19 protein-coding genes and 3 tRNA genes are annotated in these 22,122 nt (G+C 59.1%); 7 read left to right on the top strand and 15 right to left on the bottom strand.

Annotated elements, in window-relative coordinates; translation table 11 throughout:
* Positions 1–65: 65 nt before the first annotated feature.
* From leuB to leuC, 4 genes are all read right to left on the bottom strand, one after another.
* Positions 66–1,148 carry a 3-isopropylmalate dehydrogenase gene (gene leuB / locus ACIOZM_RS12515; protein ID WP_401213928.1) on the bottom strand — a complete coding sequence of 361 codons (1,083 nt, stop codon included), beginning with the start codon at positions 1,146–1,148 and terminating at the stop codon, positions 66–68.
* Positions 1,149–1,203: 55 nt separating this feature from the next.
* The gene (locus tag ACIOZM_RS12510) at positions 1,204–1,971 is read right to left on the bottom strand and encodes a class I SAM-dependent methyltransferase (RefSeq protein ID WP_401213925.1); all 768 of its coding nucleotides are present in this window, start codon (positions 1,969–1,971) and stop codon (positions 1,204–1,206) included.
* A gap of 155 nt (positions 1,972–2,126) precedes the next feature.
* Positions 2,127–2,771: a 3-isopropylmalate dehydratase small subunit gene (gene leuD / locus ACIOZM_RS12505; RefSeq protein ID WP_221733773.1), complete on the bottom strand. Its 645-nt coding sequence runs from the start codon at positions 2,769–2,771 to the stop codon at positions 2,127–2,129.
* Between the two features lie 10 nt (positions 2,772–2,781).
* Entirely contained in the window at positions 2,782–4,200 is a 1,419-nt protein-coding gene (gene leuC / locus ACIOZM_RS12500) for a 3-isopropylmalate dehydratase large subunit (RefSeq protein ID WP_401213922.1), read from the bottom strand.
* A gap of 147 nt (positions 4,201–4,347) precedes the next feature.
* Between leuC and ACIOZM_RS12495 the strand changes: the two genes are divergently transcribed.
* Both ACIOZM_RS12495 and ACIOZM_RS12490 read left to right on the top strand, forming a co-directional pair.
* Positions 4,348–5,238 (top strand): LysR family transcriptional regulator, encoded by an 891-nt coding sequence (locus ACIOZM_RS12495; RefSeq protein ID WP_401213919.1) that lies wholly within the window; start codon positions 4,348–4,350, stop codon positions 5,236–5,238.
* 64 nt (positions 5,239–5,302) lie between these two features.
* Positions 5,303–8,581, top strand: a complete 3,279-nt coding sequence (locus ACIOZM_RS12490) for a PAS domain S-box protein (protein ID WP_401213916.1) — start codon at positions 5,303–5,305, stop codon at positions 8,579–8,581.
* Positions 8,582–8,630: 49 nt separating this feature from the next.
* On the opposite strand, the gene ACIOZM_RS12485 is transcribed toward ACIOZM_RS12490, so the two are convergent.
* From ACIOZM_RS12485 to gltX, 8 genes are all read right to left on the bottom strand, one after another.
* Entirely contained in the window at positions 8,631–9,074 is a 444-nt protein-coding gene (locus tag ACIOZM_RS12485; RefSeq protein ID WP_401213913.1) for an Hsp20 family protein, read from the bottom strand.
* Positions 9,075–9,194: 120 nt separating this feature from the next.
* The gene (locus ACIOZM_RS12480) at positions 9,195–10,154 is read right to left on the bottom strand and encodes a tRNA dihydrouridine synthase (RefSeq protein WP_401213910.1); all 960 of its coding nucleotides are present in this window, start codon (positions 10,152–10,154) and stop codon (positions 9,195–9,197) included.
* A gap of 155 nt (positions 10,155–10,309) precedes the next feature.
* The gene (locus ACIOZM_RS12475; protein WP_401213907.1) at positions 10,310–10,741 is read right to left on the bottom strand and encodes an acyl-CoA thioesterase; all 432 of its coding nucleotides are present in this window, start codon (positions 10,739–10,741) and stop codon (positions 10,310–10,312) included.
* A 47-nt stretch (positions 10,742–10,788) separates the two neighbouring features.
* Positions 10,789–11,622: an alpha/beta fold hydrolase gene (locus ACIOZM_RS12470; RefSeq protein ID WP_401213904.1), complete on the bottom strand. Its 834-nt coding sequence runs from the start codon at positions 11,620–11,622 to the stop codon at positions 10,789–10,791.
* Positions 11,623–11,652: 30 nt separating this feature from the next.
* A complete protein-coding gene (locus tag ACIOZM_RS12465; protein WP_401213901.1) occupies positions 11,653–12,192 on the bottom strand; it encodes a TetR/AcrR family transcriptional regulator in 540 nt (179 codons plus the stop codon).
* A 181-nt stretch (positions 12,193–12,373) separates the two neighbouring features.
* Positions 12,374–12,449 (bottom strand) — tRNA-Glu (locus ACIOZM_RS12460).
* A gap of 81 nt (positions 12,450–12,530) precedes the next feature.
* A tRNA-Ala gene (locus ACIOZM_RS12455) sits at positions 12,531–12,606 on the bottom strand.
* Between the two features lie 202 nt (positions 12,607–12,808).
* Entirely contained in the window at positions 12,809–14,290 is a 1,482-nt protein-coding gene (gene gltX / locus ACIOZM_RS12450; protein WP_401213899.1) for a glutamate--tRNA ligase, read from the bottom strand.
* Between the two features lie 229 nt (positions 14,291–14,519).
* Between gltX and ACIOZM_RS12445 the strand changes: the two genes are divergently transcribed.
* Together ACIOZM_RS12445 and ACIOZM_RS12440 are read left to right on the top strand one after the other, a co-directional pair.
* Positions 14,520–15,569, top strand: a complete 1,050-nt coding sequence (locus ACIOZM_RS12445) for an HlyD family secretion protein (RefSeq protein WP_401213896.1) — start codon at positions 14,520–14,522, stop codon at positions 15,567–15,569.
* A gap of 49 nt (positions 15,570–15,618) precedes the next feature.
* Positions 15,619–17,109, top strand: coding sequence for an MDR family MFS transporter (locus ACIOZM_RS12440; RefSeq protein WP_401214030.1), 1,491 nt, complete (start codon positions 15,619–15,621; stop codon positions 17,107–17,109).
* Positions 17,110–17,249: 140 nt separating this feature from the next.
* Here the strand turns inward: ACIOZM_RS12440 and ACIOZM_RS12435 are convergent, their stop codons facing one another.
* Both ACIOZM_RS12435 and uvrB read right to left on the bottom strand, forming a co-directional pair.
* Entirely contained in the window at positions 17,250–17,363 is a 114-nt protein-coding gene (locus ACIOZM_RS12435; protein WP_401213894.1) for a UvrB/UvrC motif-containing protein, read from the bottom strand.
* Positions 17,364–17,445: 82 nt separating this feature from the next.
* Complete coding sequence (gene uvrB / locus ACIOZM_RS12430) at positions 17,446–19,461, bottom strand: excinuclease ABC subunit UvrB (protein WP_401213892.1); 2,016 nt, start codon at positions 19,459–19,461, stop codon at positions 17,446–17,448.
* A gap of 338 nt (positions 19,462–19,799) precedes the next feature.
* On the opposite strand from uvrB, the gene ACIOZM_RS12425 reads away from it, so the two are divergent.
* Together ACIOZM_RS12425 and ACIOZM_RS12420 are read left to right on the top strand one after the other, a co-directional pair.
* Positions 19,800–20,996: an amino acid aminotransferase gene (locus tag ACIOZM_RS12425; RefSeq protein WP_401213889.1), complete on the top strand. Its 1,197-nt coding sequence runs from the start codon at positions 19,800–19,802 to the stop codon at positions 20,994–20,996.
* A 224-nt stretch (positions 20,997–21,220) separates the two neighbouring features.
* A complete protein-coding gene (locus tag ACIOZM_RS12420; RefSeq protein WP_401213886.1) occupies positions 21,221–21,421 on the top strand; it encodes a hypothetical protein in 201 nt (66 codons plus the stop codon).
* On the opposite strand, the gene ACIOZM_RS12415 is transcribed toward ACIOZM_RS12420, so the two are convergent.
* Positions 21,418–21,648 (bottom strand): hypothetical protein, encoded by a 231-nt coding sequence (locus ACIOZM_RS12415; protein ID WP_401213883.1) that lies wholly within the window; start codon positions 21,646–21,648, stop codon positions 21,418–21,420. The two genes, ACIOZM_RS12420 and ACIOZM_RS12415, sit on opposite strands and share 4 nt — an antisense overlap.
* A 228-nt stretch (positions 21,649–21,876) precedes the next feature.
* Here ACIOZM_RS12415 and ACIOZM_RS12410 point away from each other — a divergent pair.
* Positions 21,877–21,952: transfer RNA gene (locus tag ACIOZM_RS12410), tRNA-Asn, on the top strand.
* The last annotated feature ends 170 nt before the right edge of the window (positions 21,953–22,122 follow it).

Raw genomic sequence — 22,122 nt, 5'->3', positions numbered from 1 at the left:
GCAACTACACCTTCTTGAAAAGTGGGCCGCTGCATTGTATTGAATTTCGCAGCGGGCCCGAGAGATTACAGATTCCGCAGCGCGGCGACTACTGCGTCGCCCATTTCCTGCGTACCGACTTTAGTGCAACCGGCCGACAGGATGTCGCCAGTGCGCAAGCCTTGATCCAGCACCAGGCTGACGGCTTTTTCGATGGCATCGGCGGCAGCCTGCTGATTGAAGCTGTAACGCAGCATCATCGACACCGACAAAATGGTCGCCAGCGGGTTGGCAATGCCTTTACCGGCGATGTCTGGCGCCGAACCGTGGCAAGGCTCGTACATGCCCTTGTTGTTGGTATCCAACGACGCCGACGGCAGCATGCCGATGGAACCGGTGAGCATCGACGCCTGGTCGGACAGAATGTCGCCGAACAGGTTGTCGGTGACGATCACGTCGAACTGCTTCGGCGCACGCACCAGTTGCATGGCAGCGTTGTCGACGTACATGTGGCTCAGTTCTACCTGCGGGTAATCCTTGGCCACTTCTTCGACGATTTCACGCCACAACTGGCTGGACGCCAGCACGTTGGCCTTGTCCACCGAGCACAGCTTCTTGCCACGCACCATGGCCATGTCGAAACCGACACGGGCGATGCGGCGGATTTCGCTTTCGCTGTACGGCAGCGTGTCGTAGGACTGACGCTCGCCGTTTTCCAGAGTGCGGGTGCCGCGTGGCGCGCCGAAGTAGATGCCGCCGGTCAGCTCACGCACGATCAGGATATCCAGACCGGCCACGATTTCCGGCTTCAAGCTGGAAGCATCGGCCAGTTGCGGATAGAGGATTGCCGGACGCAGGTTACCGAACAGGCCCAGTTGCGCACGAATTTTCAGCAGACCGCGCTCAGGGCGGATGTCACGCTCGATGGTGTCCCATTTCGGGCCGCCAACGGCGCCCAGCAGCACAGCATCGGCAGCGCGGGCACGGTCGAGGGTTTCGTCGGCCAGCGGCACGCCGTGCTTGTCGATGGCCGCGCCACCGATCACGTCATGGCTCAGCTCGAAGTCCAGGCTGTACTTATCGTTGGCCAGTTCCAGCACCTTGACCGCTTCGGCCATGATTTCCGGACCAATACCGTCACCTGGGAGAATCAGAATCTGCTTGCTCATGCTTTCCTCGTGTCTTCAGTCGGTGCGCCGCTTACTGGCACTCCCGGAAAAATTCTTATCGCTCAGCCATCAGTACGATCACATCTGTACTGAACGAGCCGTCGCCATCAATCTCAAAATATTCGCGTACTTCATTGCCCATCGAGCGCTGCAATTCGCGGATTGCCGCACGCATCACTTCGGGTGTGCGCATGCGCTCGACCCAACTGGTGTACTCCAGACGCAGGCGCTGACGCGTGGTACTGCGCACATGCAAACCCGCTTCACTGACCTGACGCAACCACTCGCCAGCGGAATAATCGCGCACATGGCTGGTGTCGCGCAGCACTTCGACGCTTTGCAGGTAAGTGTCGAACAACGGACTGCCCGGTGACAACACATCGACGAACGCCGCCACGCCACCCGGCTTCAGCACCCGGCGCACTTCGCGCAGGGCCACACCGAGGTCGCTCCAATGGTGCGCCGAATAACGGCTGAACACGAAATCGAACTCGCCATCGGCAAACGGCAGACGCTCGGCGGCACCGTTGACCGTGGAAATGTTGCTGATCCCGCGATCAAGGGCGGCGGCAGCGACCACGTCGAGCATTTGCTGCGACAGGTCGTAGGCCACCACTTCTTTCACCAGCGACGCTACATGAAAACTCACATGACCGGCGCCGCAACCCAAGTCCAGCACCCGGGCTTCGCCCTGCCCTGCCAGTTCGGCCTGTAGCAACGCGAACTCGGTGCCTTGAGCGTGAACGGCGCTGCTCAGGTAAGCGGCGGCCTGTTCACCGAATTGCTTTTGGACAACCTGACTGTGCTGGGCGGTGCTGGTCATGGGGACTTCCTTTCTAAGGTGAGTCTTGGGGTGTTTCGACTGCTGCCATCGCTAGCGGGCTAGCTCCCACATTGGATCCATGGCGTACACAAATCCCTGTGGGAGCTAGCCTGCTAGCGATGAGGCCAGAGAGGACTACAGCAATATCGAATCAATCACGCGTCGCGGAACAACCACGGCTGGCTCACGCGGTGCTTGGCTTCAAACGTGGCAATCGCGTCGCCGTCCTGCAAGGTCAGGCCGATATCGTCCAGGCCATTGAGCAGGCAGTGCTTGCGGAACGCGTCGATCTCGAAGCTGTAAACCTTGCCATCCGGACGGGTCACGGTTTGCGCGTGCAAATCGACCTGCAATTGATAGCCCGGCTCGGCCTCAACCTGCTTGAACAATTCATCGACTTCAGCGTCGCTCAAGATGATCGGCAACAAGCCGTTCTTGAAGCTGTTGTTGAAGAAGATGTCGGCGTAGCTCGGCGCGATGATGCTGCGGAAACCGTATTCTTCCAGCGCCCACGGCGCGTGTTCACGGCTGGAGCCGCAACCGAAGTTCTCGCGGGCCAGCAACACGCTGGCGCCTTGATAACGCTCGGCGTTGAGCACGAAATCCTTGTTCAACGGACGCTTGGAGTTGTCCTGATACGGTTGCCCGACATCCAGGTAACGCCACTCGTCGAACAGGTTCGGGCCGAAACCGGTGCGTTTGATCGACTTCAAGAACTGCTTTGGAATGATCTGATCGGTATCGACGTTGGCACGATCCAAAGGCGCGACAAGACCAGTGTGCTGGGTGAAAGCTTTCATGCTGCGCTCCTTAAATCAATTCACGAACGTCGATGAAACGACCGTTCACCGCTGCCGCTGCGGCCATGGCCGGGCTGACGAGATGGGTACGGCCACCGGCGCCCTGACGGCCCTCGAAGTTTCGGTTGGAGGTCGAGGCGCAATGTTCGCCGGACTCCAAACGGTCCGGGTTCATCGCCAGACACATCGAGCAACCCGGCTCACGCCATTCGAAACCGGCTTCGAGGAAGATCTTGTCCAGACCTTCGGACTCGGCCTGCGCCTTCACCAGACCCGAACCCGGTACGACGATGGCCTGCTTGATCGTCGAAGCGACTTTGCGGCCCTTGGCAATCACTGCCGCAGCGCGCAAATCTTCGATCCGCGAGTTGGTGCAGGAACCAATGAACACGCGATCCAGCTGAATATCGGTGATCGCCTGATTGGCGGTCAAACCCATGTATTTCAAGGCACGGACGATCGAGTCACGTTTGACCAGATCCATTTCCTTGGCCGGGTCCGGCACGTTCTGATCAACCGCCAAAACCATTTCCGGGGAAGTACCCCAACTGACTTGCGGTTTGATCTGCGCGGCGTCGAGTTCAACCACGGTGTCGAATCTTGCGTCAGCGTCGGTCACCAGATCTTTCCAGGCTTCGACGGCCATGTCCCATTCCGCGCCTTTCGGTGCGAACGGGCGACCCTTGACGTAATCAACGGTCTTTTGGTCGGCGGCTACCAGGCCCACACGGGCACCGGCTTCGATGGACATATTGCAGATGGTCATGCGGCCTTCGACGGACAACTCGCGGATCGCGCTGCCGGCGAACTCGATGGCATGGCCGTTACCGCCGGCGGTACCGATCTTGCCGATCACTGCGAGGACGATGTCCTTGGCGGTCACGCCGAACGGCAATTGGCCTTCGACGCGCACCAGCATGTTCTTCATTTTCTTGGCGACCAGGCACTGGGTGGCGAGCACGTGCTCGACCTCGGAAGTGCCGATACCGTGAGCCAGTGCGCCGAAAGCACCGTGGGTCGACGTGTGCGAGTCGCCGCAGACCACGGTCATGCCCGGCAAGGTCGCGCCCTGCTCCGGGCTGATGACGTGGACGATGCCTTGGCGGATGTCGTTCATCTTGAACTCGACGATGCCGTACTCATCGCAGTTGTCATCGAGGGTCTGAACCTGCAAACGCGAGACCTGGTCGGCAATGGCTGCGATGCCGCCCTTGCGTTCCGGGGTGGTCGGTACGTTGTGGTCCGGGGTCGCGATGTTGGCATCGATGCGCCAAGGCTTGCGCCCGGCCAGACGCAGGCCTTCAAAGGCTTGCGGCGAGGTCACTTCGTGAATGATGTGACGGTCGATGTAGATCAGCGCAGAGCCATCGTCGCGCTGCTTGACCAAATGCGAATCCCAGAGCTTGTCGTAGAGCGTTTTGCCGGCCATCAGACGGTTCCTCATCAGCTTGTTTCTATGCCCCGGGCTTCGAACAGTTCAATAACCCTTTGGCTTGTGAGGCTGATCCTATGGGGTTACATTAAATAACTCAAATTCATATTTTTTATGCTTTGGATAACCAACTGGAATACCACCATGGATCTGGCCAACCTCAATGCTTTTATCGCGATTGCCGAGACCGGGAGCTTCTCCGGCGCCGGTGAACGCCTGCACCTGACACAACCGGCGATCAGCAAACGCATCGCCGGGCTGGAGCAGCAATTAAAGGTACGGCTGTTCGACCGACTGGGCCGCGAAGTCGGCCTGACCGAGGCCGGCCGCGCCTTGCTGCCACGGGCCTATCAGATTCTCAATGTGCTGGACGACACCCGCCGCGCCCTGACCAACCTCAACGGCGAAGTCAGCGGGCGCCTGACTCTGGCGACCAGTCACCACATCGGCCTGCACCGCTTACCACCCTTATTAAGGGAGTTCACCCGCCGCTACCCACAGGTTGCGCTGGATATTCAGTTCCTCGATTCGGAAGTGGCCTACGAAGAAATACTCCACGGCCGCGCAGAACTGGCCGTCATCACCCTGGCCCCGGAGCCGCATTCACTGGTCAAAGCCACACCGGTATGGGACGACCCGCTGGATTTCGTGGTCGCCCCCGAGCATTCGCTGATCAGTAACGGCGCCGTCAGTCTGGCGGACATTGCCGGTCATCCGGCGGTTTTCCCCGGCGGCAACACCTTTACCCACCATATTGTCCAACGTCTGTTCGAGGCTCAGGGCCTGACGCCAAACATCGCGATGAGCACCAACTATCTGGAAACCATCAAGATGATGGTCTCGATTGGTCTGGCCTGGAGTGTTTTGCCACGCACGATGCTCGACGAACAAGTGGCGCGCATACCTTTACCGGGCATACAGCTGCGGCGCCAGCTAGGCTATATCTTGCACACCGAACGGACGCTATCGAATGCAGCAAGGGCGTTTATGGCCTTGCTGGACGCACAGATCGATCTGCCAGGGACTCTCGGCTAACTTGTGCTAAGCCTATAGAGCCGTTCCCTGCGCCAACGCCAAAATCAGCTCAAGGCCGTGAACAATGCCGAAATCTGTTGACCGCATTCCGCCGATGCCGCGTATCCAGGCCATAGACCCGCGACGTTCCGAGCAGAGCTGGGAGAGCGCGCCGCAATTGCTCGCCGCGCTCAACGGCGCACGGCTCGGCGCCTGGTACTGGGACATCGAACTCGGTCAGATCAGCTGGTCGCGGGGCACCCAGGCGCTGTTTGGCTTTGATCCGCGGCAACCGTTGCCCGAAGATCTGGAATACCTCGACCTGCTGCCACCGGAAGACCGCGCGAAAACCGTTCGCGCCTTCCATGCGGTGATTGCCGGCGCACCGCTGGAACAGGCGATGCACCACCGCATCCGCTGGCCCGATGGCAGTCTGCACTGGCTGGAGATCAGCGGCAGTCTGCTGCCAGACAAACTCGGGCGCCCCCGAATGATCGGGGTGATTCGCGAAATCACCCACCAGCGCCAACGCGAACAGGCGCTGAGCAGCTCGGAGAAACGTTTCGCCACACTGTTTCACCTGTGCCCGAACATGGTCCTGCTGACCCGCCAGGAAGACGGCCTGATTTCCGAGGCCAACCAGTATTTCGAAAGCCTGTTCGGCTGGCCGGTGCAGAGCGCAATCGGTCGCACCACGCTGGAACTGGGTCTGTGGGTTCACCCGGAGCAACGGGCCGAACTGGTCAAGAAAACCAAGGCCAAGGGCGAACTGATCAGCATGGAAGTGCAGTTTCGTGCCAGCAATGGCCAGGTCCACGACGGCATCCTCAGCGCACAGAAGGTCGAACTTGAAGGCCAGCCGTACCTGCTGAGCACGTTTCTCGACACCACCGAACGCAAAGCCGCCGAACATGCACTGAAAGACAGTCAGGAACGCCTGGATCTGGCACTGGATTCCGCGCAGCTCGGCACCTGGGACTGGCACATTCCCAGCGGCATGCTTTATGGCTCGGCGCGAGCCGCGCAATTGCACGGGCTCGAGCCGATTCCGTTCCATGAGTCATTCGAAGCGTTTTTCGAAGGCGTGCCCGGCGAAGAACGCGAAAGCATGCGCGACGCCTACCGCAGCCTGCGTGAAGGCCCGGCGGGCAATTATCAGCTGACTTACCGGGTTCAACTGGCGGACGGCAGCTCACGCTATCTGGAAAGCCGCGCCCGCCTCTATCGCGACGAAAACGGCGTGCCGCTACGCATGGCCGGCACCTTGCTCGACATCACCGAACAGGTCGAACGCGAACAACGCCTGGTGGCATCAGAGGAGAAATTCGCCACGCTGTTCCAGGTCAGCCCCGACCCGATTTGCGTCACGCGTCAGGACAGCGGCGAATTCATCGAGATCAACTCCAGTTTCACCCAGACCTTCGGCTGGAGCGCCGCCGACGTAATCGGCCACACCGCCGAAGAAATCGGCCTGTGGGACGCTTCGGCGAAAAGCCTGCAACGCATTGAACGGGTAATCCGCGAACAAGGCCTGAGCAACGTGGCAATCATCGTCCAGCACAAGGACGGCCAGTCGCTGACGTGCGTGATTTCCAGCCGTCAGATCAGCGTCGGCAATCAACCGTGCATCGTCACCACCCTGCGCGATATCACCCAGCAGCAACGTTCGGAAGCGGCGCTCAAGGCCAGCGAAGAGAAATTCGCCAAGGCGTTTCACTCAAGCCCCGACGCAATCACCATCACCGAACGCGACACCGGCCGCTATCTGGAGGTCAACGACGGCTTCTGTCGCCTCACCGGTTATCGCGCCGAAGAAGTGGTCGGCAAAACCGTGTATCAGGTCGGCATCTGGGCCGAAGAAAAACAGCGCTCGGCACTGCTCGCCGAGTTGCAGATCAAGGGCCGCGTACACCATCAGGAAATGCTCGGGCGTAACAAGCGCGGCGAGTTGCTGACGGTCGAGGTCTCGGTCGAACCGATCACCCTCAATGAAACCGCCTGCCTGCTGCTGACCGCCCGCGATGTCAGCCTGCTGAAAAATGCCGAAGCGCAGATCCGCCATCTGGCTTATCACGACCCGCTGACCAATCTGCCCAACCGCGCGCTGCTGATGGATCGTCTGAGCCAGCAGATCGCTTTGCTCAAGCGGCATAACCTGCGCGGCGCGCTGCTGTTTCTCGATCTGGATCACTTCAAACACATCAACGACTCGCTGGGTCATCCGGTCGGCGACACCGTGCTGAAAATCATCACCGCGCGACTTGAAGCCAGCGTACGCATGGAGGACACCGTCGCCCGTCTCGGCGGCGATGAGTTCGTGGTCTTGCTCAGCGGGCTGGAAGGCACGCGCAACGAGGTCAGCGTGCAAGTGCGGGAACTGGCCGACACCATTCGCGAATTGCTCTCGGAGCCGATGTTCCTCGACGGCCAGCGCCTGCAAGTGACACCGAGCATCGGCGTCGCGTTGATTCCGGATCACGGCTCGACCCCGACCGACCTGCTCAAGCGCGCCGACATTGCGCTGTACCGGGCCAAGGATTCCGGGCGCAACACCACGCAGATGTACCACAACACCATGCAGAAAGCGGCGAGCGAGCGGCTGCGCATGGAGACCGACTTGCGTCTGGCGCTGTCTCGTGGCGAATTCAAGGTGCATTACCAGCCGCAAATCGATGCCCGGGACAATCGCATCATCGGCGCCGAAGCACTGGTGCGCTGGAATCACCCGGAACTCGGCGCGCAATCACCCACCGAATTCATCAAGGTATTGGAAGACAGCGGCCTGATTCTGGAAGTCGGTACGTGGATTCTCGACGAGGCCTGCGAGGCGTTCAAACAGCTGATCGCCGCTGACTTGATCGACCCTTACAAATTCAGCCTGTGCGTCAACATCAGCCCTCGTCAGTTCCGCCAGAACGACTTCGTCGAGCGCATCGAACGCAGCATGACCAGCCACGGCTTGCCCTGCTCGCTGCTGAAACTGGAGATCACCGAAGGCATCGTCATTCAGAATCTGGAAGACACCATCAGCAAAATGCGCCGCCTGAAAAAACTTGGCGTCAGCTTCGCGATGGATGACTTTGGCACCGGTTATTCGTCGCTGACCTACCTCAAGCGATTGCCGGTGGACACGCTGAAAATCGACCAGTCATTCATCCGCGATGCGACCACCGACCCTAACGACGCAGAAATCATCCGCGCCATCGTCGCCATGGCCCGCAGCCTGCAACTGGAAGTGATTGCCGAAGGCGTGGAAACCCCGGAGCAATTGGCGTTTCTGCAAGGGCTGGGCTGCCATTTGTATCAGGGCTATCTGCACAGCCGGCCGGTGGCGCTGGAGAATCTGAAAGACATGCTCGGATGACGGGCACAAAAAAGGGGCGCCAGATGGCGCCCCTTTTCATTGCTCGGCCTTATTGCAGAACCGGCTTCTGCGTCCCGTTGATCGGGATGCGTTTGGCTTTCGCCTCTTCCGGAATCACCCGCAACAGGTCGATGCTCAGCAGACCGTTGCTCAGATCCGCAGCCTTGATCTCGATGTGATCGGCCAGACGGAAGGACAGCTTGAATGCACGCTGGGCAATGCCCTGATGCAAGAACGTCACGCCCTCATTGGCATCACGTTTGCCGCCACTGATGGTCAGCACACCTTTCTCGACTTGCAACTCCAGGTCCTCTTCCTGGAATCCGGCAGCCGCCACGACGATGCGGTATTGATCGTCACCGTGTTTTTCCACGTTGTAAGGTGGGTAGGTGCTGCCAGGCTCGTTACGCAGGGCGGTTTCGAACAGGTCATTGAAGCGGTCGAAACCAACCGAGGAACGGAACAGTGGCGCGAGGGAAAATGCAGTACTCATGGTTCAAATCTCCTGAAAACAATCAGCAAGTTTTTTAACTCCGCGACCCGAATTCGGCATCGCGTAACCCTTAGATAGGGACCGCTGATTGCATTTCAAGAGATTATTTCGAGATTTTTTTCAGGCCGCTTCCGCGACCGGCAGACCCAATAAACGCGAAACGTGATCCGGTTCGGTTTCACGGCGCAGGACGGTGAACAGCTCTGTCGCCTCAGGATAATTGCGCGTCAACATGGCCAGCCATTGCTTCAAACGACCCGGCGACTGGCGCGCAGTCATTTGCGCCTTGGCTTGCAGCCAGAAGTCCTGGATCAGCGGCAGCAGTTCGGCCCAGGTCATCTCGACCACTTCCTCACCTGCTCTTGCGGCAGCGATTTGCTTTGCCAGATCCGGGCGCGAAACCAGACCGCGTCCGAGCATGATGTCCTCGACGCCGCTGATTTCGCGGCAACGACGCCAGTCTTCGACGCTCCAGATATCACCGTTGGCAAACACCGGCACCTTGACCACCTCCTGCACGCGGGGAATCCATTCCCAGTGCGCTGGTGGCTTGTAGCCGTCAACCTTGGTCCGCGCATGCACCACGATGTGCTCGGCGCCGCCCTCAGCCAACGCCGTGGCGCAAACTAGCGAACCATCCGGACTGTCGAAGCCCAAACGCATCTTCGCAGTCACCGGAATGTGCGCCGGTACGGCACGCCGGACGTGCTCGACGATCTGGTTGAGCAGTTCCGGCTCCTTGAGCAGAACCGCGCCGCCACGGGACTTGTTGACGGTCTTGGCCGGGCAGCCGAAGTTCAGGTCGATCACTTCGGAACCGAGTTCGCAGGCCAGCGCAGCGTTTTCCGCCAGACACACCGGGTCAGACCCCAGCAATTGCACACGCAGCGGAACACCGGAAGCGGTGCGGGCACCGTTCAGCAGTTCGGGACCGAACTTGTGAAAATAGGCCGGCGTGAGCAACTGATCGTTGACGCGGATGAATTCGGTCACGCACCAATCGATACCGCCGACACGGGTCAGCACGTCGCGCAGGATGTCGTCGACCAACCCCTCCATGGGCGCCAGAGCAATTTGCATGGGGAAAACACTACTTGAGGAAAAAACGTGCGGCAGTTTACCGGGTTTACTGTAGCCCGTGTAGGAGCTGCCGAAGGCTGCGATCTTTTGACTTTGTTTTTAAAAGACAAGATCAAAAGATCGCAGCCTTCGGCAGCTCCTACAGTGGGGTTGTGTCAGGCGAGGATCGCCGGGCCGTAGCCTTCGATGAATTCGGCGGGCATGCGCTTCGGTTTGCCGGTGGACAGTTCGATGCAGACGAACGTGGTTTGCGCGCGCAACAGGGTGGTGTTGTCGCTTGGACGGATCAATTGGAAGTGTCGGGTCATTTTCAGGCGCTGATCCCAATCGACGATCCAGGTCGCCAATTGCAGCTCATCGCCTTCGTAGGCGGCCGCCAGATAATCGATTTCGTGACGCACCACGGCCATCGCCCGATCCAGACGCCGGTACTCGACCAGATCCAGACCCAGCCGCTGCGAGTGGCGCCAGGCGCAGCGTTCAAGCCAGGTCACGTACACCGCGTTGTTCGCGTGCCCGAGCCCGTCGATGTCTTCGGCGCCTACTTCAAGATCAATGGTAAACGGCGTTGCCCGATCCCAGCCCATGCCCCACTCCCGGTCAAATTATTCAACCGGGGCAGTGTAACGGATGCTCACGCCGATTGGCGCGTCTGCAGGCTGCGACCGGCCAGCAGTGATAACACCCCATCAATCAACCGGGAGTCAGCCAGCACACGCTGATGACCGCCGCTTTCGAGGCGCAGCAGACGGCTGTCGAACCAGGATTCGTGGATCAGTTGCGATTCTTTGACCGAAACGAAGTTGTCGTCCTCGGCATGCACGATCAGACCGGGCATATCCAGTTGATAGTGCGCGACATCCAGCGTGGCGGCGCGCATGCCGACATCTTTCTCGACCTGTCGGATGAACGCGGAACGTGCTGGCGGCGGCATCCCCATGTAACGGGCAAAACCACGCAGCACCCCGAGAATGCGTGCCGGGGCGGCGATACTCACCAGTGTTTCGGTGCGCAGGCCCAACTGTACGGCGAGCATCGCACTGGCGCCGCCCATCGAGTGGCCGATGACTGCTTGCAGCGGCGGCAACTCGGCGGCGGCTTCGAGCATGGCGCGAGCGAACAGCACCACATTGGCCTCACGCCCCGGCGAACGACCGTGGGCCGGGCCATCGAGCGCGACGACCGTGTAACCGGCCTCGACCAACGCATTGATCAGTGCGGCGAACTGAGTGGGCCGCCCTTCCCAACCGTGCATCAGCAGCACGGCCGGACCCTGCCCCCAGCGCAACGCCGACAAGCCAAATCGCAAAGTGATGCGCTCGGAACTGGCCAGTAACGGCAATTCCCAGTCCCGCAGCGGCAGCGAACGCGGGGTCATGAATGCCAACCGCATTTTGCTTGCCACCAGTTTTGGTGCAAACCAGCCCAAGGTGCCATTAACGCCGCGAACCCACTTCAACGTGCTCATCGCTAATTCCTCAGGCGTGCCGCCTTCAGGTCAACGCACTGCCGACTTGGCGGCGCGCAGCAATCGATCGGATAAATCACCTGGGCCCAGTGCCCTTGCCAGCGCCAGACCGCCGACCATCAAGGCAACATCGGCCAGCGCCTTGTCGGTGTCTTCAGGACTGGCCGCCAACTGCGCAACCATCAGTTCCAGGTGTTCGTTTAGCGCGATACGGAATGACTCCGGCAAGCGGCCCAACTCACCAATCGAAGCCGGAATCGGGCAAGCCGACTCGCTGGAATCGCGGTGTTTGCGCGACAGGTAGAACGCAGCCACCAATGCGCGACGTTCTTCGCCGGTCAGCTCGGAATCCATATCGGCAATCAGGTCGCGTCGGCGGCCGAGCAATTGCTTGAATGCCTCCAGCATCATTGCGTCCTTGCTTTCGAAGTGCGCATAGAAGCCACCGACAGTCAGGCCGGCCGCGCCCATCACTTCGCCCACGCTCGGATCGGCCGGGCCACGCTGAATCAGCGCGGCACTGGCTGCCTTGAGAATGCGTTCGCGGGTTTGAGCTTTTTTATCGTTCATCGTTGCCTCCGAATATTACGACTAGAATATTATTCGCATAATAATATTCTGCAAGTCAAGGATATGACCGCTGGTCTGAAGCACAGTGTAAGGAAAAAGGAGAGTTGGCCAAACGCCAGACAAACAAAAGGGCCATTCAATAATTGAATGACCCTTATAAATCCCGCAGAGCGGGTAATCGTGGCGTCCCCTAGGGGACTCGAACCCCTGTTACCGCCGTGAAAGGGCGGTGTCCTAGGCCACTAGACGAAGGGGACACAAACCCTTCTATACAACTGATCAGTGCTGAGAGCTGATCGATTCAAGGCCGGTGTGGCCAGACCTTGAACTTGTAAAATTGGTGGAGCTTAGCGGGATCGAACCGCTGACCTCCTGCATGCCATGCAGGCGCTCTCCCAGCTGAGCTATAGCCCCTCATCGTTGATGTCATCGCTGAGGACGGGGCGAATCTTAATGGCGCATCAAAAGGCTGTCAAACTTATTTTTGAAATAATTCAAAGTTTTTTGTCGTCATTACAATCACTTACCGCCCTTCCCCCCGTAAATCGGGGAGAAACGCCGAAGGGCAGGATCAAAAGATCGCAGCCTCCGGCAGCTCCAACAAAGACAAACGTGGTCAGGCGATAGCGCCCAACAGTTTTTCCCACTCTTTGTTTTCTTTCTTCGACACGCCGCCCAGCAGATCAATCGCCTGACGCAGACGGAAGCGCGTCAGATCCGGGCCGAGAATTTCCATCGCATCCAGCACCGACACCGAGCTTGCCTGACCAGTGATTGCAGCGAACATCAGCGGCATCGCGTCACGCAGTTTCAGCTCCAGCGATTCGACCACCGCCTGAATCGTCGCGGTGATGCTGTCCTTCTCCCACTGACGCAGGCTTTCCAGCTTCCACAGGATCAACTGCATCAACTGACGAACCTGATCACCCGAGAGCTTTTTCGATTCGAACAGCTTGGCATCCGGATTGACGCCACCGGCAAAGAAGAACCCTGCCAGCGGTGCAACCTGACTGAAGGTTTCAACGCGACCCTGAACGTGCGGCGCGATCTTCATCATGTACTCGGGATTCAGCGCCCAGGTCTGCAAGCGGCTGGCGAATTCTTCCACCGGCAGATCACGCAGCCACTGGCCGTTGAGCCACGACAGCTTCTCGACGTCGAAGATCGGCCCGCCGAGGGACACGCGCTTGAGGTCGAAGTTGTCGACCATTTCCTGCAACGAGAACTTCTCGCGCTCGTCCGGCATCGACCAGCCCATGCGGCCCAGATAGTTGAGCATCGCTTCCGGCATGAAGCCCATGCGCTCGTAGAACGTCACCGAGGTCGGGTTCTTGCGCTTGGACAGCTTGCTCTTGTCCGGGTTACGCAGCAGCGGCATGTAGCACAGCTCTGGTTGTTCCCAGCCGAAGTATTCGTACAGCAGAATCAGTTTTGGCGCCGATGGCAGCCATTCTTCGCCACGCAGTACGTGGGTGATGCCCATCAGGTGGTCGTCGACCACGTTGGCGAGGAAGTACGTCGGCAGGCCGTCGGTCTTCATCAGCACTTGCATGTCCATGCGATCCCACGGGATCTCGACATCGCCACGCAGCATGTCCGGCACCACGCAAACGCCTTCGGTCGGCACTTTCATGCGGATCACGTGCGGTTCGCCAGCGGCCAGACGGGCAGCGACTTCTTCTTTCGACAGCAACAGCGCACGGCCGTCGTAACGCGGGGTTTCGCCACGAGCCATCTGCTCGGCGCGCATCTGGTCCAGTTCTTCGGCAGTACAGAAGCACGGGAACGCGTGGCCCATTTCAACCAGTTGCTGGCAATACTTCTGATAGATATCGCCGCGCTCGCTCTGGCGATAAGGACCGTGCGGGCCGCCGACATCCGGGCCTTCGCTCCAGTCGATGCCCAACCAGCGCAGGGCGTCGAAGATCTGTTGTTCCGACTCGCGGGTCGAGCGCAACTGATCGGTGTCTTCGATGCGCAGGATGAACTCACCGCCATGCTGCTTGGCAAAGCAGTAGTTGAACAATGCGATGTAAGCGGTACCTACGTGGGGGTCCCCGGTAGGCGATGGCGCGATGCGAGTGCGGACGGTGGTCATGGCATGTCTCGAAAAAGATGAAAAGCAAAACGATCAAGCCGCGAATGGTAACAGGCGAGCCCCGCCCCGCTCCAGCAGACAGGGCATTTAAGCCAAGATTGCGCCTGTAACGCCCGTTGGCCGTGGTGAATGAGCGAATATCAGCCTTTGGCATTTACCGTTTATCGGCTGTATGCCAGATTCGCCTGCTGATAACTTTCCTTACAATTTCTCGACTACAGTTTGCCTCATGCCAGCCCAACTCAAGCGCCGCCTGTTCATCTTCCTGCTGCTCGTCCTGCTGATTGCCGGGGGCTTCTTCGCCCATTGGTTTTTCAAGGGACGCTTTTATGAAAGCACCGACAACGCCTATGTCCAGGGCGAGATCACCCGTGTGTCGAGCCAGTTGGGCGCACGCATCGAAGAGGTGTTGGTGCAGGACAACCAGCATGTGGAGAAAGGCCAGTTGCTGGTACGCCTCGAAGGTGATGATTTCCGTCTGGCGGTAGATCGCGCCAACGCCGCCCTCGCCACCCGCGAAGCCGAGCGTCTGCAAGCCCAGAGCAAACTGACTCAACAATCGAGCCTGATCGCCTCCAGCGACGCACAAGTGGCGACCACCCAGGCAACCCTCGGCCGCTCACAGATTGATCTGTCCCGCGCCGAGACCCTGCGCAAACCCGGTTACGTTTCCGAAGAACGGGTAACCACGCTCTCCGCCGACACCCACATTGCCCGCTCGCAAGTCGCCAAGGCGCAGGCGGATGCGCAGAGTCAGCGCCAACAGGTCAACGCCCTGTCCGCCGAGATCAAACGCCTCGACGCACAAATCGCCAACGCCCGCGCCGACATCGCGCAAGCCGAACTGAACATGACCCGCAGCGAAATCCACGCACCGATCAGCGGACTGGTCGGCCAGCGTGCCGCGCGCAACGGTCAGGTGGTGCAGGCGGGTGCGTACTTGCTGTCGATAGTTCCGGACGAAGACATTTGGGTGCAGGCCAACTTCAAGGAAACCCAGATCGGCCACATGCAGCCCGGACAGAAAGCCGAACTGGTGTTTGATGCTTATGCCGACACGCCCATCGAAGCGCGGGTCGACAGTCTGTTCGCCGCGTCCGGCGCGCAATTCAGCCTGTTGCCGCCCGACAACGCCACCGGCAACTTCACCAAAGTCGTGCAGCGGATTCCGGTCAAATTGACCTTCAAAGCCGACAATCCCCTGCACGGCAAGATCCGCCCGGGCATGTCGGTCACCGCCACCGTGAATATCAAAGACGCCCCAGACAATGGCCGGTGATTCGCTGATCCGCCCGGTCGGCGAACCGACCCGGCGGGACTGGATCGCGGTGATGAGCGTGATGCTCGGCGCCTTTATGGCGGTGCTCGACATCCAGATCACCAACTCCTCGCTCAAGGATATTCAAGGCGCGCTGTCGGCGACGCTGGAAGAAGGATCGTGGATTTCCACCTCGTATCTGGTAGCGGAAATCATCATGATCCCGCTGACCGCGTGGCTGGTGCAGCTACTCTCGGCGCGGCGTCTGGCGGTGTGGGTATCGCTGGGGTTTCTGGTTTCATCCTTGCTCTGCTCGATGGCCTGGAGCCTTGAGAGCATGATCGTTTTTCGCGCCATGCAAGGCTTCACCGGCGGCGCGCTGATCCCGCTGGCGTTCACTCTGACGCTGATCAAACTCCCCGAACATCAACGCGCCAAAGGCATGGCGATGTTTGCCATGACCGCCACGTTTGCACCCTCCATCGGCCCGACCCTCGGTGGCTGGCTCACGGAAAACTGGGGCTGGCAGTACATTTTCTACATCAACATCCCGCCCGGTCTGATCATGATCGCCGGGTTGATGTACGGTCTGGAGAAGAAAGAAGCGCACTGGGAACTGCTCAAAAGCACCGACTACACCGGCATCCTCACGCTGGGAATCGGACTCGGTTGCTTGCAGGTATTTCTCGAAGAAGGTCACCGCAAGGACTGGCTCGAATCGAGTCTGATCGTGACCCTGGGCAGCATTGCGCTGGTAAGCCTGATCACCTTTGTGATCGTGCAGATTTCCAAACCCAATCCGCTGATCAATCTCGGCATCCTGCGCAATCGCAACTTTGGACTGTCAAGTATTTCCAGTCTGGGCATGGGTGTCGGGTTGTATGGCTCGATTTATCTGTTGCCGCTGTATCTGGCGCAGATCCAGAACTACAACGCCTTGCAGATCGGCGAAGTGATCATGTGGATGGGCGTGCCTCAGCTGTTTCTGATTCCGCTGGTGCCGAAACTGATGAAGTACATCTCGCCCAAGTGGCTGTGTACTTTGGGCTTCGGACTGTTCGGATTGGCGAGTTTTTCGTCGGGGGTGCTCAACCCGGATTTCGCCGGGCCGCAGTTCAATCAGATCCAGATCATCCGCGCCCTCGGCCAGCCGCTGATCATGGTGACCATCTCACTGATCGCCACCGCGTACATCCTGCCGCAGGATGCGGGCTCGGCGTCGAGTCTGTTCAACATCCTGCGCAACCTTGGCGGCGCCATCGGCATCGCCCTGCTCGCGACGTTGCTGGATGCGCGCACCAAGACTTACTTCGATTATTTGCGTGAAGCGATTGTGCCAACCAATCCGCAAGTGGCTGAGCGGATGGCGTCGATGACCGACAGGTTCGGCAGTGACACGGCGGCGTTGGGCAAGATGAGTGAAATCGTGCATCAGCAGGCGTTGATCATGGCCTACAACGATGCGTTTCACTTTGTCGGGATTGCGTTAGGGGTGAGTATGTTGGCGATCTTGCTGACCAAAAAATTGCCGCAGGGGCTCAAGGCTGGGGAAGCTCACTGATTCTTTGCGGTGCCTGGACTGGCCTCATCGCTGGCAAGCCAGCTCCCACAGGTTTCATTGGCGTTTACAAAATCTACGTACGCCTTCAATCCCTGTGGGAACTGGCTTGCCAGCGATGGGGCCTTCTCAAACAATAAAGATCAAACAGCCAGAAGCCGCTCGCGCAATTTGGAAAATTCATCACGCATCTGCGCCGCCGCTTCAAACTCCAGATCCCGAGCCAACTGATACATCTTCTCTTCCACAGGTTTCATTGGCGTTTACAAAATCTACGTACGCCTTCAATCCCTGTGGGAGCTGGCTTGCCAGCGATGGGGCCTTGTCAAACAATAAAGATCAAACAGCCAGAAGCCGCTCGCGCAATTTGGAAATTTCATCGCGCATTTGCGCCGCCGCTTCGAACTCCAGATCCCGAGCCAACTGATACATCTTCTCTTCCAGCGCACGAATACGCTTGGTGATCTCGCTCGGCGAGCGCAGTTCGGCTTCGTACTTGGCGTTCTCTTCCGCAGCCTTGGCCATGCCCTTGCGCTTCTTGCTGCGCGAGCCCGGCACCGTGGCGCCTTCCATGATGTCGGCGACATCCTTGATCACGCCTCTAGGCGTGATGCCATTGGCCAGGTTGAACGCGACCTGCTTTTCACGTCGACGCTCGGTCTCGCCAATCGCCCGCTCCATCGAGCCGGTCATGCGGTCGGCATACAGAATCGCCCGGCCATTGAGGTTACGCGCCGCCCGGCCGATGGTCTGGATCAGCGAACGCTCGGAACGCAGGAAACCTTCCTTGTCGGCATCAAGGATCGCCACCAGCGACACTTCCGGCATGTCCAGACCTTCACGCAGCAGGTTGATCCCCACCAACACATCAAAGGTGCCGAGGCGCAGGTCGCGGATGATCTCGACCCGCTCAACCGTGTCGATGTCCGAGTGCAGATAGCGCACGCGCACACCGTGGTCGGCGAGGTAATCGGTGAGGTCTTCGGCCATGCGTTTGGTCAGCGTGGTGACCAGCACTCGTTCTTCGACCGCCACCCGCTTGGCGATTTCCGAAAGCAAGTCATCGACCTGGGTCAGCGCCGGACGCACTTCAACCTGCGGATCGACCAGACCGGTCGGCCGCACCACTTGCTCGACCACCCGCCCGGCGTGCTCGGCCTCGTAGTTGCCCGGCGTTGCCGAGACGAAAATGGTTTGCGGGCTGACCCCTTCCCACTCGTCGAAACGCATCGGCCGGTTGTCCAGCGCCGACGGCAGGCGGAAGCCGTACTCGACGAGGGTTTCCTTGCGCGAGCGGTCGCCCTTATACATCGCGCCGACTTGCGGCACGCTGACGTGGGATTCATCGATCACCAGCAAGGCATCCGCCGGCAGGTAATCGTAAAGCGTCGGTGGCGCCGCACCGGCCGGACGCCCGGACAGGTAGCGCGAGTAGTTTTCGATGCCGTTGCAGTAACCCAGTTCGAGGATCATTTCCAGATCGAAACGGGTGCGCTGCTCCAGACGCTGGGCTTCCACCAGTTTGTTGTTGCTGCGCAGGTATTCGAGGCGTTCCTGCAATTCGACCTTGATGTGTTCGATCGCGTCGAGCAAGGTTTCCCGTGGCGTCACGTAGTGACTCTTCGGGTAGAAGGTGAAGCGCGGCATCTTGCGGATGACTTCGCCGGTCAGCGGATCGAATGCCGAGATGCTCTCGACCTCATCGTCGAACAGCTCGATGCGAATCGCCTCGAGGTCGGATTCCGCCGGATAGATATCGATCACATCGCCACGCACACGGAACGTCGCCCGGGCGAAATCCATGTCGTTGCGGGTGTATTGCAGATCGGCCAGACGTCGCAGCAGCGCACGCTGATCGAGTTTGTCGCCGCGATCGACGTGCAACACCATCTTCAGATAGGTTTCCGGGCTGCCCAGACCATAGATGCACGACACCGTGGTGACGATGATCGCGTCCTTGCGCTCCAGCAACGCTTTGGTCGCGGACAGACGCATCTGCTCGATATGGTCGTTGATCGACGCATCCTTCTCGATGAAGGTATCGGACGACGGCACATAAGCTTCGGGCTGGTAGTAGTCGTAGTAGGAAACGAAGTACTCGACCGCGTTGTTCGGGAAGAACGCCTTGAACTCGCCGTACAACTGCGCGGCAAGGGTCTTGTTGGGCGCCAGCACCAGGGTCGGACGCTGTACCTGGGAAATCACGTTGGCGATGCTGAAGGTCTTGCCCGAGCCAGTCACACCGAGCAACGTCTGGTGCGCGAGCCCGGCATCGATACCCTCGACCAACTGGCGAATGGCTTCCGGCTGATCGCCAGCGGGCTCGAAGCGGGTGACTAGCTGGAATTCGGACATAAACACCTCAGGGATCGCGGCTCTGCGAGCAAACAGAAGAACCACGGGGGATGACCGCAAATGACCAGGGTCATCCAGGGAAAAACGAAGATTGTGCTCAATGTGGAGCCGATTGCCGAGGCTTTCAAGGCAAACGTCCTACATCCGGTAAAGTCTCTGACAGAGTCAATCGACTAACGGTCAAGAAATAATCGGAAAAACTTACGCTAAAAGGCGTTTCGCCTGTCGCTATCGCTCGCAGATGGCCTCTATACTAGCTCCCCGTTTGTGCACCGCTCTAGTGCATTCGGCTGGAGCGCGACACGTCCCTCCAATTCCCATTCAGAGCCGCCGTAATAATGAGCCTGTTCTCCGCTGTCGAAATGGCACCCCGCGATCCAATCCTGGGCCTCAACGAAGCATTCAACGCCGATACCCGGACCGACAAGGTCAACCTGGGTGTAGGTGTTTACTGCAACGAAGAGGGGCGAATTCCACTTCTGCGCGCCGTTATCGAAGCCGAAACGATTCGCGTCGCCCAGCACGCCTCCCGTGGCTACCTGCCGATTGACGGCATCGCCGCCTACGACCAGGCCGTGCAGAAGCTGCTGTTCGGCAATGACTCGCCACTGATCAGCGCCGGCCGAGTGATCACCACTCAAGCCGTCGGCGGTACCGGCGCACTGAAAATCGGTGCCGACTTCCTCAAGCAACTGCTGCCGAACGCCGTCGTGGCGATCAGCGACCCGAGCTGGGAAAACCACCGCGCGCTGTTCGAAACCGCTGGTTTCCCGGTGCAGAACTACCGTTATTACGACGCCGCTACCCACGATGTGAACCGTGCCGGCCTGCTCGAAGACCTCAACGCCCTGCCGAACGGCTCGATCGTTGTGCTGCACGCTTGCTGCCACAACCCGACCGGCGTCGATCTGAGCCCGGCTGACTGGAACAACGTGCTGGACGTGGTTCGCGCCAAAGGTCACGTACCGTTCCTCGACATGGCCTATCAGGGCTTTGGCGACGGCATCGACGAAGACGCCGCTGCCGTGCGCCTGTTCGCCGAATCCGGCCTGACTTTCTTCGTATCGAGCTCGTTCTCCAAGTCGTTCTCGCTGTACGGCGAGCGCGTCGGTGCACTGTCGATCGTCAGCGAATCGAAAGAAGAAAGCGCGCGCGTGCTGTCGCAGGTCAAACGCGTGATCCGCACCAACTACTCCAACCCGCCGACTCACGGGGCAAGCATCGTCGCTGCCGTGCTGAACAGCCCGGAGCTGCGTGCACAGTGGGAAGCCGAACTGGCCGAAATGCGCCTGCGGATTCGCGGCATGCGCGAGCAAATGGTTGCGCTGCTGGCGCAAAAAGCACCGCAGCGCGACTTCAGCTTCGTGGGTCGTCAGCGCGGCATGTTCTCCTACTCCGGCCTGACCGTTGACCAGGTTCACCGCTTGCGCAACGAATTCGGCATCTACGCCCTGGACACCGGCCGCATCTGCGTAGCCGCGCTGAACCAGAGCAACATCAAAGCCGTGACGGATGCGATTGTTCAGGTCATCTGATTTCGCGCTGTAACGAAAAACGGGAAGCCTTTGGGCTTCCCGTTTTTATTTGCCCCGAAACAATCTCCGCACCTCTAGACTGCACACAAATCCAATTGTAGGAGTGAGCCTGCTCGCGATGGCGGTGTGTCATGCAACGTTTACTTCGACTGACCAGACACCATCGCGAGCAGGCTCACTCCTACAGGTTTTGTGTACACCCGATTCTTCTGAAGAGAGCCCCGATGAAAAACGATGACCTGCGCGCCAACCGTGATGACCTGGATGACTTCATCCCCCGCACAGCGGCCAAGCGTGGCAATAGCCTGGTGCTGCAAGTGGCGGCCGGCGTGTTTCTTGGCGGACTGGCGCTGTGGCTGGTACAGCTGGGCGCGACCCTGCTGTACGCCAAATTGATGCTGGGTACCGTGACGTTCGGCGGTTAAGCCAGTTCCGTCGCACGCTGACTGGCGGCGTCGTCATAGGCGACGTAAAGCGATTCGGCGACCTGGCTTTTGATCGCCTTGGCGCTTTCGAGGCCAAGAACAAAACCTTCGGCCTTGCCACCGGCACGATTCAATTCCTCAGCGGTGCTGGCCTGAGTGATCGCATCGAAGAGTTTTTCGGCGTGCGGCCCTACCCCTTTCGGCAGGCTGATTTGCGCGATGCTCATGCGAACACCTCGATATTGCAAACGATCTGGGACAAGTGGTTCATGGCGCTTACCTTTTCGGCGAATGGTCGGGAGCGCGTGTTACCACTTCCGGGCGGCCATGGTAGACCTCCGGGACGATTCTGGTAACCGCCAATCACTGACAAACCGCCGCTCGTCCTGCCGAATCAATCAATTTCATAACTGATGCTTGACTTCTCTTTTTGAATCAGTAACATACGCACCAATTCCGCAATAGCTCAGTTGGTAGAGCAAGTGACTGTTAATCACTGGGTCCCTGGTTCGAGTCCAGGTTGTGGAGCCAAATTCAAAGCCCCTGAATCGAAAGATTCAGGGGCTTTTTTGTGCGCGCCTTAAAAATCAAAAAATCGCAGCGTGGCCCCGCAGCTACCCCGAAAATCAATACCAGGAGTTGGTGGGGGACCCGGCGAAATTTTTTTAATTAACAAATAAAAAATCCGATAATCATTTAAT

Source organism: Pseudomonas sp. NPDC087346 (assembly GCF_044744235.1).
Classification (GTDB): domain Bacteria; phylum Pseudomonadota; class Gammaproteobacteria; order Pseudomonadales; family Pseudomonadaceae; genus Aquipseudomonas.
This window is presented reverse-complemented; position numbering and strand designations above follow the sequence as displayed.

Excerpts from the sequence above, each read along its gene's own strand:
- leuB (WP_401213928.1), bottom strand. The coding sequence starts at position 1,148 with ATGAGCAAGCAGATTCTGATTCTCCCAGGTGACGGTATTGGTCCGGAA.
- ACIOZM_RS12510 (WP_401213925.1), bottom strand. The coding sequence starts at position 1,971 with ATGACCAGCACCGCCCAGCACAGTCAGGTTGTCCAAAAGCAATTCGGT.
- leuD (WP_221733773.1), bottom strand. The coding sequence starts at position 2,771 with ATGAAAGCTTTCACCCAGCACACTGGTCTTGTCGCGCCTTTGGATCGT.
- leuC (WP_401213922.1), bottom strand. The coding sequence starts at position 4,200 with ATGGCCGGCAAAACGCTCTACGACAAGCTCTGGGATTCGCATTTGGTC.
- ACIOZM_RS12495 (WP_401213919.1), top strand. The coding sequence starts at position 4,348 with ATGGATCTGGCCAACCTCAATGCTTTTATCGCGATTGCCGAGACCGGG.
- ACIOZM_RS12490 (WP_401213916.1), top strand. The coding sequence starts at position 5,303 with ATGCCGAAATCTGTTGACCGCATTCCGCCGATGCCGCGTATCCAGGCC.
- ACIOZM_RS12485 (WP_401213913.1), bottom strand. The coding sequence starts at position 9,074 with ATGAGTACTGCATTTTCCCTCGCGCCACTGTTCCGTTCCTCGGTTGGT.
- ACIOZM_RS12480 (WP_401213910.1), bottom strand. The coding sequence starts at position 10,154 with ATGCAAATTGCTCTGGCGCCCATGGAGGGGTTGGTCGACGACATCCTG.
- ACIOZM_RS12475 (WP_401213907.1), bottom strand. The coding sequence starts at position 10,741 with ATGGGCTGGGATCGGGCAACGCCGTTTACCATTGATCTTGAAGTAGGC.
- ACIOZM_RS12470 (WP_401213904.1), bottom strand. The coding sequence starts at position 11,622 with ATGAGCACGTTGAAGTGGGTTCGCGGCGTTAATGGCACCTTGGGCTGG.
- ACIOZM_RS12465 (WP_401213901.1), bottom strand. The coding sequence starts at position 12,192 with ATGAACGATAAAAAAGCTCAAACCCGCGAACGCATTCTCAAGGCAGCC.
- gltX (WP_401213899.1), bottom strand. The coding sequence starts at position 14,290 with ATGACCACCGTCCGCACTCGCATCGCGCCATCGCCTACCGGGGACCCC.
- ACIOZM_RS12445 (WP_401213896.1), top strand. The coding sequence starts at position 14,520 with ATGCCAGCCCAACTCAAGCGCCGCCTGTTCATCTTCCTGCTGCTCGTC.
- ACIOZM_RS12435 (WP_401213894.1), bottom strand. The coding sequence starts at position 17,363 with ATGAAACCTGTGGAAGAGAAGATGTATCAGTTGGCTCGGGATCTGGAG.
- uvrB (WP_401213892.1), bottom strand. The coding sequence starts at position 19,461 with ATGTCCGAATTCCAGCTAGTCACCCGCTTCGAGCCCGCTGGCGATCAG.
- ACIOZM_RS12425 (WP_401213889.1), top strand. The coding sequence starts at position 19,800 with ATGAGCCTGTTCTCCGCTGTCGAAATGGCACCCCGCGATCCAATCCTG.
- ACIOZM_RS12420 (WP_401213886.1), top strand. The coding sequence starts at position 21,221 with ATGAAAAACGATGACCTGCGCGCCAACCGTGATGACCTGGATGACTTC.
- ACIOZM_RS12415 (WP_401213883.1), bottom strand. The coding sequence starts at position 21,648 with ATGAGCATCGCGCAAATCAGCCTGCCGAAAGGGGTAGGGCCGCACGCC.